The organism is Sphingobium sp. AS12 (assembly GCF_019097845.1).
Taxonomy (GTDB): Bacteria; Pseudomonadota; Alphaproteobacteria; order Sphingomonadales; family Sphingomonadaceae; genus Sphingobium.
Genome location: NZ_JAHRGM010000056.1, coordinates 202532 through 218146, shown reverse-complemented (window position 1 = coordinate 218146; position 15615 = coordinate 202532). Strand labels below are relative to the sequence as shown.

The following is a 15615-nucleotide window of genomic DNA, read 5'->3' as shown; positions in this document are numbered from 1 at the left end:
CTTAGGTCCATTTCTCGATCGGTCTCAGGCAGCCGAAGCCGTGAGCATATCATAGCTGTGGAATTGATCGACGAGCTTCCCGGTCAATGCACCATCGCCTTGGTTGGCGCCGAAGGTGCTCATCGCCTGGGCAAGTCGGGCCGCTGCCTGTGTCGCTTCGGTATGCGTCGAGGAAGGATCGAACGCGAGGGCCACGTTGCCGATCGTCGCAGTGACGCCATTGTCCTTAGTATAGATCGCGGTCGTGAGCGGAAGGTTGCGACCGATTTTCGCGGTCTCACCGACGTTCGTGCTCGCCAGCGATATCTCCTTGATGCCGAGATCACCAAGGCTATGAAGTTCGCCTTGATCAGAGACGCCGTCATGATTTCCGTCCTGCCAGACTTTGAGATCGCCGAACCGGGCGTCCGTCGCGTTGATCTTTCCGTCCTTGTTGGCATCGAGCACACCCAGTCCATCCCAGGCACTCTTGGCATTCTCCTTCTCTGCAAGGAACGAGATTTCGGAAGCATGGGTGATCACACCGTCGCCGTTGCGATCAAGGACGAGCATGCCATCACCATCGGCGGCCCACCCGGTATCGTCTAGGGTTCCATCGCCATCCATGTCGAAGCGAGCGTCGGTCTTGCTGCGCTTGCGCGCTTCGAGCCCGTCGCCATCGAGATCGATGAGGATCGCGGACAACATGCCCACCTTCGCGTTGTCGAGCTCAATGATAGCCGCCGGCCCGATGAGGCCTGCGGACGCCGCGATGGGCCCTGCCGCGTCACGCGGAATAACATGGGCGCCATCGGAGCTCCCTGACAGCCGGAAGCGCTTTGCCTTTCCAGCCCATTCTCCGGTCTTGTATTCGGGATCGACCAGCGCCGAGAGCGCCTTGAACGCGAGGCCGACGTCGAGCAGCGTTCCCGAAGTACCGTTGTCGAGGGTGTACGCCGAACGGTTATACGTGATGTTTTGCCCAGCGGCAGTCGTTTCGCCGGTAGCCGTGCCCTGCAGTGCAAACGAGGTGATCCCTGCTTCAGTGAGGCTCAGCAGTTCACCGGCATCGCTTGTACCGTTGCTGTTGCGGTCGAACCAGAGCTTGAACTCGACAAACCGGGCATCTCCCGCATCGAGCAGACCGTTGGCGTTGGTGTCGAAGGCCGCAAGACCTTCCAGGTCCGTCTTTGCGCCCTGCTTGTCCTGAAGGAACGAGATTTCCTTGATGTCGTCGATGACGCCGTTTCCGTTGCGCTCAAGGACAAGGAAGGCATCATCGCTCTCGATCCACCCGGTCTTATCCGCGACGCCATCACCGTTCATGTCGAAGCGGGTCAGGCTTTCGGCGAGCGACACAAGCGATTTTCCATCGCCATCGAAATCCAGGACGATGGGGGCGGCAATGCTGGAGGGTTGAACCGGTTGTTCCGGCTCATCCTGAACAGCATCGCTTCCGGGCTGGCCAACATCGTCCCCACCCAAAACGGCGGCCGGAACGTCCTGGCTTCCGCTGGCAGCAGTCTGGCCACTTTCCAGGCCATCGTCCGCTGGCGGCGACGTAGCAGTCTCGGTCTGTGCCGGCGGGCTCGCCTCAGGCGGGGCGTCCGGATCTTCGCTATCGGCAACCGGATCGAAGGAGAGAATCACGTCGGCCAGATCGCGTGACGTGCCGTCGGCGAGCAGATAGTCCGATGTTGCCGTGACGATGTTGCCGGTTTGGCCAAGATCGTTACCCGTTTCATGCATGGTCAGGTTGATCTGTACGATGCCTGCCTCGGTCAGGGATTTGAGTTCACCTGTATCGCTGACGCCGTTCTGGTTCGCATCCTGCCACACGAGGAACTCGCCAAACCGCGCGTCACCGGCATCGAGCAATCCATTCTCGTTGCTGTCGAATGCGCGCAGACCTTCAAGGTCAGTCAGCGCATTGGCGGCATCGTTGATGAAGCTGATCTCCGAGATATCGTCGATCGCGCCGTTGGCATTGCGGTCAAGCGCAAGGAAGCCGTCATCCGCAGCCACCCATCCAGTCCGATCGGCAGCGCCGTCGCTATCCATATCGAACGAGATGCTCGATGTGGCATAGTCCACCAGTTCGATGCCGTCCCCGTCCAGGTCGAGCACGATTGGCGGCACGCTGGAATTGCGCCGCATGAACGTGACGGAGAAGGGTACAGCCGTCGTACGCCCTGTATTGTCCGTGATGTTCAGCTTGAAGGTGACCTCGATGCTCTCTGTTACGCGAACGCCATTGATCTTGGTGCCGCCTTCCCATTCGCCGCCGCCCTCGCCCGGGGTATAGAAGGAAATGTTGCCGGCCGAGTTGACGGAAATTGTCGGGGCACCCGAAGCATCGATTTCCGACCCCCCACCTGACGTCGTATTGAACCGCCGGGGATTCCACTCAGTAATGCTATATGTCAGCGGCGAGCCTTCTGGGTCGGCAGCTATGACCTGGATGATGCTGCCGCCATTGCGCTGTGCGGACACCCGGTACGTGGTGTTATCGATGAAGATGACCGGGCCATCGCTCCCATTGTACGTTTTGTAGGAGGACTGGAACACGGGCTGTTCGGGTGCGTCGCGAATGGTCGCCGTGAAGTTGGCGGTGAAATTGTAATTTCCGTTCGTGGGATCGACGGCGCGGATCTGAAGCACCTGCGTTGCAAGCGAGGTATCCCGAACCGCAACCGTGGTTTCGATCGGTTCCGGGCCCCAGCCATAGTCGACCCACTCCGTCACCGTCTCGTAGCGCGTGGTCAACGCCTCATAATCGGCAGAACCGGTTTTGAATACGAGACTGCCGTCGGACGTGATCTCCCAAATCCCAGATTGCGTCGAGCCATCGGCGAAGCTCCACTGCATGTTTCTCTGCTCGGGGTCCCGAAGCATCAGATTGCGAAGATTGAATTGCTCATGGAAAGGCGGCAATCCGCTCGCCTCGTCAGTTGCGCCGGAAGCGCTGACCAGCGCATGCGGCTCGTTGATGTCGCCCATCTGGATCCAGTAGTTCGCCTCTGTCTCGCGGAATCCAGCATTATTCTGATTGTCCCTGGCCCGAATGACGTAGTTGCGGCCGGTCTCGCCTGCAGTATCGAAGTCGAGCGCCGCATTGACGCGAACCGCGCCAGTCACATTGTCGATCGCGTAGCGACCATCCCAGGTGGATGCCGAGTAGTTCGTGCCGTCCCAGAACCAGTAGCGCTGCTGGCTGAACGCCGTCGCGCCGCTGTCAGGGTCGCTCGCGTTCACGGTGTCGAAGACGGTTCCGACTGCCGTGTTCTCATTGATGACGTTTAGAGTACGCCCAGTCAGAGCGTTCTGCTCATTCTTGTCCTCGATGTAGACCGAGTAGCTGAACGGCGAGGACTCGGCGCCGGAGGCATCGCGCGCGACCAGCGTGAGCGTCGCAACCCGGGCCTCCTTGATACCATCGCCGTCGGTATCGAAGTTCATGTTCGCGCTGGTCCCGAACTGCCCCATATAGGCGCGCAGCCAATCGGACGTGAAATTCACGCCGGGCGAGAAGGCGATGTGGTTGTTGGAGAATGTCTGGAACCAGCCATTCTCGTTACCGCCAACGATATAGAGTTGGGGTGCCACGCCGTCCGGGTCGGCCATGGTGAAGCGGGCGATCAGATTTCCGGCATGCGGAGAATCGCCGCCCACTGTCTCGGAAAAGACGTTCGATGCCTCCAGCACAAGATTGTTGGGCCTCTCGTTCACGTCGGAGATGAAGACCTGAACGAGGGTCGGCGCCGATACCGCACCGCCACTGTCGACCGCCTCTACCGACACATTCGCGATGTGCGCTTCGAGGCGCCCATCGCCGCTCCAGTCATTGATGCCGTAACCTGCCGCACGCAGGGACTCGTAGTCATACGAAACGCCTGCGGCGAAACGAATCTGGTTGCCGACGATCGTGAACCAGTTGCCGGGGTTCCCGTCGGTCGCAAAGCGCAGCGTAGGCGTGGTACCATCGGGATCGCTCAGCGCCAGGGTGGCGACGGTCTTGCCGGCCACCGCTGGGTTTGAACCCAACCCGGTTTCGTCAAAGAATGACCAGACCGTCGCCCCTCCTCCGGGCGCATTGGGCGTTTCATTGACGTTGGTGAGCGGTACGACGATTTGTTTGTCGTAATATTGTCCGGCCGCATCGAACACACGAACGGTTATGGTGTTGGCCGCGTCGCGGCCGGCAGCCTCATAGTCGAGGTTCGCGCCGCCGTTGGCAACGAGTAAGCGGCTCGTGTTGGCCGTGTCGAGGACGTAGCGGCCACCTGCATTGTTGATGAGTTGGAAGCTTGTGGGCGCCGCCATCCCCTCGGCCGTGTCGGGATCGATGCCCGTTAGCGCCCCGACGAATGTTCCGTTTGCCGCGTTCTCCGCGATGGAGCCGCTCAGCGTGATATTCGTAGGCTTGCCGTTCACGACCACGGCGAGGTTCGACCATGCCGATGTCCGCGTCGAGGTGCCGTCCTTTGTCTGGACGGCAAAGCTCAGGGCCGCGTTTTCAAAACGTCCGGCAGGGACGGCCATGCGCAGACCGCTGAGCTGCGCGGAGGTCAGTCGCCACCAGCCAGAGGCGGATTCCCAGATTCCAACTGCTGTGCCTGCAGCATTGACCAGCGAGTATCCGCTGGGCAGGCCTTTCACGAGAACATCGACACTCTCCGAACCATCCGTATCCGGCGTGACAGCCGCCACGGAGATGGCGATGTTCGCGCCGGCAGTACCGCCGGCGCTCGCAAGCGTCGAGAAGCTGCCATTGTCCGCCGTCGGCGCGATACTGAGCGCAATGCCGCCAAGGTCATTGACCGTGCGTGTCGTTCCCCGGATCTTTGCCTGCAACTGCAGGGGAAGCGTACCCCCCGGCAACAAATGCGTGCTGGCGTTAGGGGCCAGCGTGAGGGTCACGGTACGGTTTCCTGCTGCGTCAGGCGTGCCGTAATTGACGCCGGTCACGTAGCTGGCAAGGTTATAGCCACCCAGCGCGGTCAGCGTGAGATCGATGCTGCTTGCCGGGATGGCGATGCCGAGCCCCTGCAGATCCTCGTACCAGGCCCGCGTGGCAAAGCTGATCGTGGTCGTTCCATTGTCGAGCGCTTCGGTCGCGCTGAGCGAGACGGTATCGCTGATTTTTGGAGGGCTCAGGCGTCCCCAATAATCCTCCATGCCGTTGGCAAAGGCGATGTTGGCCGCGCGAAGGGTGTCCATCTGGTCCTGGGTCGTCGGACGATTCAGGGCAGGTATGCCTGCCATCAGCGTAACGAGCGCATCCACATTCACAGGCACGGTGGCCCTGTCGGTGCCGTCGGAGATCAGATCGATCTTGAAATAGTTTGCCGGCAGAGTTCGGTCGGGAAGCGTGAACCAGTTCTCCACCGTCACCGTGCCCTCGGCGCCGGCTTGTCCCAGCAGCGTCAGGCGCAGGTGATTGCCCGTTCCGCTCGGTTGGCCCTGATCGTCCACCCGGTCGAACCAGATGTCCGTGTAGGTCACTGAACTGTCCAGGGCGAGATGATCGAAATTGTCTCCGCTCGCATCGAAATTCTTGATGCGATCGTTGCCCTGGTTTCGGCCGATGAAGTAGGTGTCGTTGTCGGCGCCCCCGATCAGGACATCGTCGCCTGCTCCCCCATCGAGATAGTCGTCACCGGCCTCGGCATCGAGTGTGTCGTTGCCATCGCCGCCGATGAGATAGTCGTTGCCGGCGCCCCCCTTGATCGAGTCGTTGCCTGCCCCGCCCCTCAGGACATCCGAGCCTGTCGAGCCGACCAGAGTGTCCGCCTGGTTCGAACCTTCGACAAGTTCGATTCCGCTCAGCAAATCGCCCTGGGCTTGTCCGCCGGTACCCGTGCCGGCAGCGAGGTTGATGCTCACCGCAGTGGTGGATGCCGCGTAGGTCACGCCGTCGAAACCGGCGCCGCCGGTCAGTTGGTCGGCACCATCGCCGCCTTCGAGATAATCATCTCCATCGCCGCCATTGATGATGTCCGCGCCGGCGCCGCCTGCAAGGCCAACGCTCGTGAAACCGCGCCAGGCATCCGTGCCGCTGGCACGAACACCCTCATTGCCGAGTCCGCCCGCCAGAGTGTCGTTGCCTAGACCGCCATCGAGCATGTCGTTACCGTCACCGCCGGTCAGGCTGTCATCGCCGACCTCGCCATAGAGCCTGTCGTCTCCGGTATCACCCAGCAGCGTATCGTTGCCATCGCCGCCATAGAGCGTGTCGTTGCCGTCGCCGCCTTCCAGCTGGTCGTTTCCGGCGAGCCCCGACAGGGTGTCGTTACCGGCAAGACCGCGCAGGATGTCCCGGTTCTGCTGGCCGGTGCGAGTATCGGCGTTCGCGGTGCCGTCCACTATGTCATCGACGTTGGTGATGGCGAAAGTGAAGGTCTGGTCGAACGTGAGCGGCGCCGAGGACTTGTCCGTTGCCCGGACCTTGAGGATGATCGAGGCGCCGTCGGTTTCATAGTCAAGGCTCTTGTCGGCCAGGAGCACCAGCTGGTTGCTGGCGTTGACTGCAAAGCGCGTACTGACGGTCGTCGCGCTGTTCTCATAGACAGCATAGGTCTGCTGGCCGGCCAACTGGCTTGCAAGGTCGGGATCGGTGGCGCTCAGCGTGCCAAGCACCACGGCGGGACGCGCGACCCCGGTAGCGACGCGGTCGCGCTCGGCGATCGAAGCAGCAGGGCCGGCAAGGGCGATCGCCGTCTGGCGCTGGTTCACATCCTCTAGCCTGACGGTGAAGGTGACTGCTGCAGAAGACAGGGCGCCGTCCGACGCATAGACCTTTCCGGTCAGCGTCACTTCGCCGAGACCGTCCCCGTCGCTATCCGTGACCGTAAAGCCGGCGCCTACCAGCGCTTCGAAATCCGGTTCCACCGCGAACTGAACGTCGGTGCCGGAGATCTTGAAGCGGTTGCCTGGGTTGCCCGTGCCATCGGCGACAAAAACGATGGACGGATTGGGCGCGCCGTCCGGATCGCTGGTGGTGAAGCGTGCAACCAGTCCGGAGACATTCGACGTGTTCGTTCCTGCGACATATTCGCTAACGATACCAGTCGACGTCGACAGAACAGGCGCATTGGGCGCCTCGTTGACGTTGGTCACCGTCACAGTGAACGCCGTCTCGGTGTAGGCGCCCTTGCTGTCCGTAGCACGCACGCGGATCGAGTGGGACGCGGCCGCTTCCCGGTTGAGCAAAGTCGCGTTGAGGACGCGCAATTCGCCGTTTGAGGCAATGACGAACCGGCCGCCAGCATTGTCGGTGAGTGTATAAGCGACAGGATCGCCTTCCACATCGACCGATGTGAAGGCGCCGATAAGGCTGTTATTTGCCGTGGTGCTTCCAGGCGCGCTCTCGGCGATTTGCAGCGCAGTGCCATTGACAACTGCGATCGCCCGCGGCGCGTCATTCACGGCGGTGATCGTGACGTTGACAGGAAGCGCCACCGATTGCCCATCGGCATCTGTAGCGATCACGACGAAGGTATCCTCGCCATTGGCGTCCGCAAATGGCGTATAGGTCAGGGCGCCGGTCGCGGCGTTGAAGCTGGTGATCACGCCCTTGCTGGGACCCTTTGCCGGATCGAGCGCATAGGATGTCAGATTCTGATCGTGATCGACCACGCCGTAGCTACCGTTGATGGCAATCGAGGCATCTTCGGCCAATGTGACAGTTCGGGGCGCTGCGGGGCCGGTTGGTGCGGCCTTGGAACCGGCATGCCAATAGGTCGCCAGCTTTCCCGCGATGTCTGTCGGCAGCGCCGTCGGGGTGATGGCCGGAGTTGTGGTCGTGGCGGTCATCGCCGTAACAAGGCTGAGGCTGTCGGGATGATCGAGGAAGATCACATGTGTCGTGGTCTGGATCGCCCGGACCTTGCTCTGGCCGCTTGTCAGGAAGAAACCGACGACCGTGATGTTGGCGTCCGAGCCGATCACTGCGATGCGCATGTCGTTACCGACGCGGGTCAGCCACAACTCGTTGTACGCGACGCTTTCATCGAAGGTGATGGTGTTGATGCCGCTGGTATCAGTGAGGGTGTCCGTGCCCGCATACCGGTCGAAGGCGTAGGTATCGTTCCCGGCGCCTCCGTTCAGGGTGTCATTACCGCGCCCGCCCTCGAGCGTATCGTCGCCGGCATCCCCGACGAAACTGTCGTTCCCATCGCCGCCAACAAGGATATCATTGCCGGCCCCGCCATTAAGGGCGTCGTTGCCGAGACCGCCCGAGAGCGTATCGTCCTCGGTTTGACCAAAGAGCTGGTCATCACCGTCACCGCCGTCGAGCACATCATTCTGTGCGCCGCCGTAGAGCTTGTCCGCTCCGAGACCGCCCGAGATCGAATCCGCGCCATCCTCACCGTAGAGGTTGTCGTTGCCGTCGTCCCCGCTCAGAACATCGTCGCCCGCGCCGCCATACAGGGTGTCGGTGCCGGCAAGGCCGAAGAGCTTGTTATCCGCTGCGTCGCCGGTGATGGCGTCGTTGTAGGCCGAACCCACGACATTCTCGATGCCGATGAGCGTGTCGCCGAGCGCGTCCGAACCATCGACGCTTGTCTGGGCGCCAGCCAGCTTGAGGTCGATCGTGACCGCCGCCGCAGAACGCACATATCGCGCCGTGTCGCCGGCATCGGTCGAAGCCGCGCTGGAGCTGTTGGCACCGCCGTTCAGCGTATCCGCGCCGAGGCCGCCTTCCAGTGTATCGTCGCCGTCTCCGCCGAGCAGAGTGTCATCGCCCGCATAGCCGGCCAGGACATCGTCTCCAGCGCCCCCGTTCAGACTGTCGTTGAAAGCTCCAAATCGCCCGACAAGCAGATTGTCGGCTGCCGTGCCTGCGAGCGTGGCATCGCTTGTCGCCAGGAGAATGCTGGCCAGAGACACCGACATGCCATCGGCGAACTTGAGCGTTTCCACCGCGCTGTTCGCGAGCTTCTGCCCCTTGATCGTCACCTGCGAGGTGGCAAGGCCGCCCACGCTGATGATGAGATCATTGCCGCTCCAGGCGAAGCTGAGGTCATTGAGGCTGATGTTCGGGCCGAACTCCAGTTCGTCATCGCCTCCGTTGACGGAGGCATCGAAGCGCTGGCGGGTCACCTGTTGCAGGTTGGTGCGCGCAAAGCCGCCCAGCCATCCGGCCTGGGCATAGGCTGACGGAGCCGGCGCAGCTGGGGTGGTCCCGGGTGCATAAAGATAGGTGGCGTTGTCATAGACAACGGTCCCGTCCGCAGCTTGAATCTGCAAGCGCCAATAGCGATTGCCCGACGCCGCTTCGACCGCCCCGGTGGCGGCCCAGGACTTGATAGAGAAACCAGCGCCGAGCGTAGCCGCCGCGGTCACCGCTTCTTCAATGACAAAGCCGCCTTCGATGATGGTGTCGGCGCCGTCGCCTGCGTTCCAGACATAGGTGTCGTCGCCGGCATTGCCGGCAAGCTCATCGTTGCCCTTGCCGCCGGTCAGTTCATTCTGGCCGCTATCGCCACCGATGATGTCGGCACCGCCGCCACCGATGACATTCTCGATCGAATAATATTCGTCACCTGCCGCATCGCCTGTGTTGGTGTGCGATGCGGAGAGTTGGACACGCACCGCCGCCGAGGTGGACGCGTAGCTCGCGGCATCCAGACCGGCTCCGCCGACCAGGATATCCTTGCCCGCACCGCCGTCGAGAGCGTCATCACCTGTGCCGCCATAGAGCACGTCGTCGCCGGCCTCGCCCTTAAGCGTATCGAAACCGCTATTGCCGGCGAGGATATCATTGCCTCCGCCGCCGGCGATCACATCATCCCCTGCGGCGCCTGTGATCCAGTCGGCAATCGCCGTGCCCGCGAGCGGCGCGCTGGCAGTCCCATCCGCAGCGTCGGTGCCTGCCTTCAAGACCATCTTCACCGGATCAATGTCGAGCAAGCCGGTCTGGTAGAACGCCAGCTTTTCGATGCTGCCGGGCGCGAGGAACCAGTCCTTGATCGTGACACTGTCGGCAACGAGCGAGCTATCCGAAACCTCGTCGCTCTCCTTGCTGACGACAAGGACGAGATCGTTCGATCCGGCAGGACGCTGCAGGATCACGTCCTGCAGGTTGATGCCAGGTGCAAACTCGATCGTATCGGTTCCCGAGTTGGCGGTGATGACTGCGTCCGCAGGAGGTGCAAAGACCTTGAGCGTACTGGTTGCGCTGTCGAAGTCGTAACGCCCGACCCATTGGAAATCGGGCTCGTCAGCGGTCCCGACATTCTTGCGCAGCACCGCTCCACCAGGACCCGTAACGATGCCGGTCGTGGCGTTGTAGCTGAACGCGGAATTCCATTCGCCGGCGATCCAGACGGTCTGCCAGTAATTGGCGAAATCGTCGAAGACCATATCGCGGCCGTCGCCGCGCGCGAACTTGAAGGTGTCGTTACCGGCACCGCCAACCACGACGTCGCCATCGCCGGTTCCGCCCGAGACGATATCATTGTCCGCGCCGCCATAGATGTCGTCGGCTCCGGCATCGCCGGTGATCGCGTCTATCCCGGCGCCGCCCAGCAACTGATCGTTGCCGAGGCCACCGATGAGCAGATCCTTACCGGCATCGCCAAGGATCATGTCATTGCCGGTGCCGCCATTTCCGACGTCGTTACCCGCAAGAAGGAAGATCTTGTCATCGCCCGCATCGCCTGCAATGAAATCATTGCCTTGCGTGCCGATCAGCACATCGTTGCCCGACCCACCCGCGATAAAGCTTGTGGTGTCGCCGATGCGGATTTCGTTGCCGTCGGCAAATTTGAGCCATTCGACACGCTTGTAGGGGTTGGAGAACCAGTCCTTGACTGTGATAACGGTGCTGGTCGCATTCTCGACGGTGCCGACGGTCTGCATGAGGGTGATCAGCAGGTCATTGCCGGGGGCGGTCGCCGTACCCGAACGCTTGAGGCGAACGTCGCCGATGTCGATCCCGGCACCGAATACGATGGCGTCCTCGCCGCCCTCCACGGTTCCAGATGCCACACCCGCCGAAGCGCCGACCCAGTCCGGACGCAGGGCACCTGCCTGCCCCGGAGTGGTCTTCCAATTCTCAATGGCAGTTAGGCGTTGAGCCATTCCATCGGCGCTGGTGTTGGTCAGCGCCGATTCCGTGCTGGCCTCGTCGATGATGTCCGCGCCATCTCCGCGCCGGACGACATATTGGTCGGAGCCGGTGCCGCCCTTGAGGCTGTCGCCATTGCCGGCTCCGCCGACGAGAATGTCATCGCCGGCGCCGCCGAGCAGCGTGTCGGTGCCTTCGCCGCCTTCGAGCCAATCGGACCCTTCGCGGCCTGTGAGCGTGTCGTTGCCCGCTCCGCCGTTGAGGTAATTGCCATCGCCGCCGAGCGATCCGGCTGCGGTCGAACCCGCATTCAGCGTATCGTTGCCGTCACCGCCGAGCAGCCAGTCATCGAGACGGCCGCCGTAGATGATGTCGTCTCCGGTTCCACCGAAGATATTGTCGCCAAGGTTCGACGCGTAGATGGTGTCGTTGCCTGCGCCGCCATCGACGGTCGCGGCAATCGGGATATCGAGGACGCGGCGGTCGCTCGTCGCAAACCCAACGGTCGTCGATGCCGCCATCGTGCGGGAGCGCGACACGGTGAAGATCGCCTTGCCCGAGCTTTCATCAACAGTGACGCTGTCGATCCACACGAGGGGTTCGGTTCCGGCGCCGTCGACGATCGTTCCGGTTCCCGTCACCGGCTGCGTGCCATTGGCGAGAGCGGACGCGCCTGCGGACACCGTCGCCTGGAGGCTGAATTTCTCGTTGCCCTCGACGTTGAGAAATTGCGGCTTGCCATTGCCCGGAGTGACGACCTGGCCGTTGACTACGACCGGGGCCACGTAATCCGGATTGGCGACGTTGTCGGCGACCACTGCGGTCCGCACGAACAGTTGCGTCGCTCCAACCGCGAAGGTTGCGCTGGTCGCGTTCGTCCAGGTCGTGCCGTTGGTGGAGACCTGAATATTGGCCGCACCAGTGCTGCCGAAATCGACGCCACCGCCGGTCGCCTTGTCGGCGACGAGGGCAAGATTAACGGTGACCGCACTTGTGGCTGCTTTCGAAAGCGAGAGGCGGAATACCGCGTAGCCGTCGCCTTCCCAGGCATAGCTGTTGCCAACCATCAGGGTGGGAGAAGCTGCCGTGCCATCAATGATCGTTGCAGTTGCTGCTCCGCCCATGATCTGCATGCCCGGAGCATTCGAAAGCGATGCGAGGAAATTCTCGCTGGCTTCTGCTAGCGCATCAACCGTGACATTGACTTGCACCGTGGAGCGCAAAGTTGTCGCAGCGAACGTGAGTGTTGCGGTCTTCACCGTGAAATCCGTGCCGCCTGCGGCAATATCGTTGTTGAAATGTCTGTTGACTGTAAAACCGCGCTGGTCGGCGAGGTCGCCGTTACGAAGGTCGATCGTGTTGTTGGCGCTATCCGCTTCAATCGTGGTCTGGCCCGCGATATCGATCGCGTCGCCGAGCACATAGTCGCCGACGCCAATCTGGCGGCTTACCTGGCCGCTTGCCGGATCGTAATCGAACCCGAAATCGACATCGGCGGCGGTGCTCTCGGCTTCCTTGATAAGGAAATCAAATCCGCCGAACCAATCGCTTGCGGCACGTCTTGTCAGCCCTAGTTCTTGCGCGCGGGCGAGCGTGATCAGCGTCTCGATCGCAAAGGCGCTGTCTGGTTCGGCCGCCACCAACACATTGATTACGCTGGAATTGCCGAGGTAGCTCTCATATTGCTGGGCCGAGGTTATATTGCCCAGAAGCACGCTACTGTCGAAGTTTTGCGGATCAGGCCCGCCGATCTCCAACGAGTTGTAAAGCGCGCGCTTCACATAAATATCGCCTCCGGCGATCTGGAAGTCGGGATCGGTCAACCCTTGATACACGCCATAGCCGATCAACCGTGTCGCCGCATCCTTGCCCGAGAATTTCTGCGTGATCGCATCGCTGTCGCGCGTCGAAGAGGGCCTGTAGACGAAGGCGCTCTTGCGCATCCCGTAATTGCCCGACTGCACGGCCTCCGGGTTGAGTAATGTGCCGCCTGTCGCCGACAGCACGGCGTTGAACGTGTCGGAAACCGCAAACGCCACGCTGCGGGCTGCATCCTTCGATCCGGCTTTCCTCGACCATACATTGGCCACCACAAATTTCTGTTGCTCTGAATCCCAGGCAGAATCCGCCCCAGAACGCGGCGTACCGCCGAAGAGGGAACCGATAAGGCCACCAGCAATGAAGCCGACGAACGCACCAATCGCCGCACCGACGGGACCTGCTAGCGCGCCAAGTTGTACGCCCGCCAGCGTTGCAGATGCTCCGGTGCCGACAACCAAACTAGCAACAGCGATACCGCCAAGGGCGGCACCCACCGCCGAACCCAATTGTCCACCGAGGGTGTCAAAACTCACGATATTTGATGCTAAATAGGAGCCGAGGAAGCCACCAACAGCATTGCCAAGATCGGCGAACTCAAGGCCTTCGAATATTGCCTCGCCGCCTGCAATGTTGCCAATTATCTGACCGACCGCATAACCGGCCGAACTGTTGGCAAGTTCGCCCGCGAAACCGTCAAGCCCAATTGCGTTGACCAGTTCCGCCGTCAGGAATGATGAAATCGCGCCAAGGCCTGCCGACTTGAGATTCGCGACAAACTCTTGTCCAAACGCCTCAAAACCGCCTTCCAGGGCATCGCCTATGGACTTGCCGCCAATAGCTCGATCAAGCGAGTCTCCCAGATTGTCGCCGAGCGTTTTCAAGGCAGCCGATGCAACGATGCCAGTTAGAACGTCGCCGTTGGCAAGACGATAACCGAGCTGCGAACCGATTATTCCACCCGCATTCGCGAAATCGAGGCCAACGAAAGTCCGGCCGTTGAAATCTGTAGCGATCAATCTGCCATCCGGCAAAAAGCGGCGGATGACGTTCATGTCATCGTTGCCCGAAATTGCCGCATCGATGTAGCTATTCCCTTCAGCATCCTTCTTGATGATGAAGCGCGTTTCTTGACCGTCTCGATCCGTATAATAGGGCTTTCCGCGAATAATCGTTACGTCAATACCTTCTGGCACAAACGCCCCGGTCTCTGGGTCTCGATAGGTCGTCAGAGATGCCGGCCTCCGATTCGCTCTGGTGCCCACAATGAGCGATCCATCTGGTTGCCGCTTGGCTTCGACGACAATTTCTTCAGCTTCATCTTCGGTAACGGCCAAATGTTGCGCTATCGCCGCAATCGCATCTGGCCGTGCGGTTGGGTCAGAAATAATTGCCGCCTGATTGTTAATACCTGCCCTCAATGAGCGGATGTAAATATCCATCCCATGAGCCGTTACAAAACCGAAATTATCCCTGTAATCAATTCCGTCATCGAGATACTTCGCCGCAGGCCCCGCAAGCCTATAGCCCGATGAATCGGAATACAGTGGCACTCCATCGCTATCATTACGGAAATGAACAAAACCGGCAGAATCTTCAATACGATCAAGTTCGGTAATAATGTCGGAGAAGCCTGTAACATTACCATTCGGGAACAGATGACTGAAGCCGATACCAAAAGAGCCAAAGGTATTTGATGTGACAATGCGAGAGCTCAAGCCTTGCAAGGACGCATCGGCACGCAAAAGTTGCACCATCTGGCCCCCGGCCGAATGGCCATTTAGGTCAAAACGTGCGGTAGAATATTGGTTCATCAAGCCGAACACAAAAGTCTGAATGTCGGCATACATCGCGCCGTTGCCACCAGTTAGCGCAGTCTGGATGTCCGTCTGCGGCAACTCTTGGTAAGCGAACGAATGATCGTTTACGCCTGCAACTCCGACAATAATTGTGCCCGTTTGGATATTCTGAAAGGCGACGGCGTCACCACCAGCAACGCCCGGTCCGCGCGACGTCGAACCGACGAAACGATAGTTGTTTGTGAAATTGGTAAGCTCCGACTCAGTGAAAATCCCACTGGCACCGGGATTTGTTTTAATCTTCAAAGCAAGAACAGGGCCAGTATCGTTCAAAGACATATTAACTGCCGGAGCGATGTAGCCTAGAGCTGCGACTTGAGCAGATGTCAGGTAGTCACGTGCAAATGTTGGGGGCGGATTATCGCTCATTGATCAACACCCCCAACAGATAAGTCTTTATAAAATTTTAAGCAATTGAAACCCGTTGGTCCATCGATGGACCGATATTGATATATATAGTCAACAATCTGAGCGACGACCTTATCGCCTTTCGTAATAAAAATGTCATCGCGAACAATCTTGTCGTCTACATTCGGCCTAAAATGTGATTTATTCTTGCCAAATGATGTATCGAAATCTCCAACAGGCGTATAATAGGTGCGCCCCGTCATTGGAGGGGTTTCCTGTATCTCTCTTTGATACGCAGCGGCGGATTGAGCACGATATTCACGCCACAGATCGTTATCATGAACAATGACCTTCATGTTCTGCTTGCATATCCGCTCATGCTCTTCAATCATGTTATTGTTCATTGAACATCCTTGAGTGGCGATGGCTATCAGCGAAATCGATACGATCATTAATTGTCGATAATATGGAACGCGCCCACGATGCGGTTTCGCCTCGTAGGTATGGAAGTTCGCGTTGTCGGAAATGAACGCCATA

Annotated in this window: 2 protein-coding genes; both read right to left on the bottom strand. The window is 60.1% G+C overall.

What is annotated here, in order from left to right; translation table 11 throughout:
- Positions 1-24: 24 nt before the first annotated feature.
- Entirely contained in the window at positions 25-15099 is a 15075-nt protein-coding gene (locus KRZ98_RS19155; protein WP_082733579.1) for a Calx-beta domain-containing protein, read from the bottom strand.
- Entirely contained in the window at positions 15096-15614 is a 519-nt protein-coding gene (locus KRZ98_RS19150; protein ID WP_066768616.1) for a hypothetical protein, read from the bottom strand. The genes KRZ98_RS19155 and KRZ98_RS19150 overlap by 4 nt, the downstream gene beginning before the upstream one ends.
- Position 15615 lies beyond the last annotated feature (1 nt).

Coding starts and splice junctions, on each gene's coding strand:
- KRZ98_RS19155 (WP_082733579.1), bottom strand. CDS start 15,099: ATGAGCGATAATCCGCCCCCAACATTTGCACGTGACTACCTGACATCT.
- KRZ98_RS19150 (WP_066768616.1), bottom strand. CDS start 15,614: ATGGCGTTCATTTCCGACAACGCGAACTTCCATACCTACGAGGCGAAA.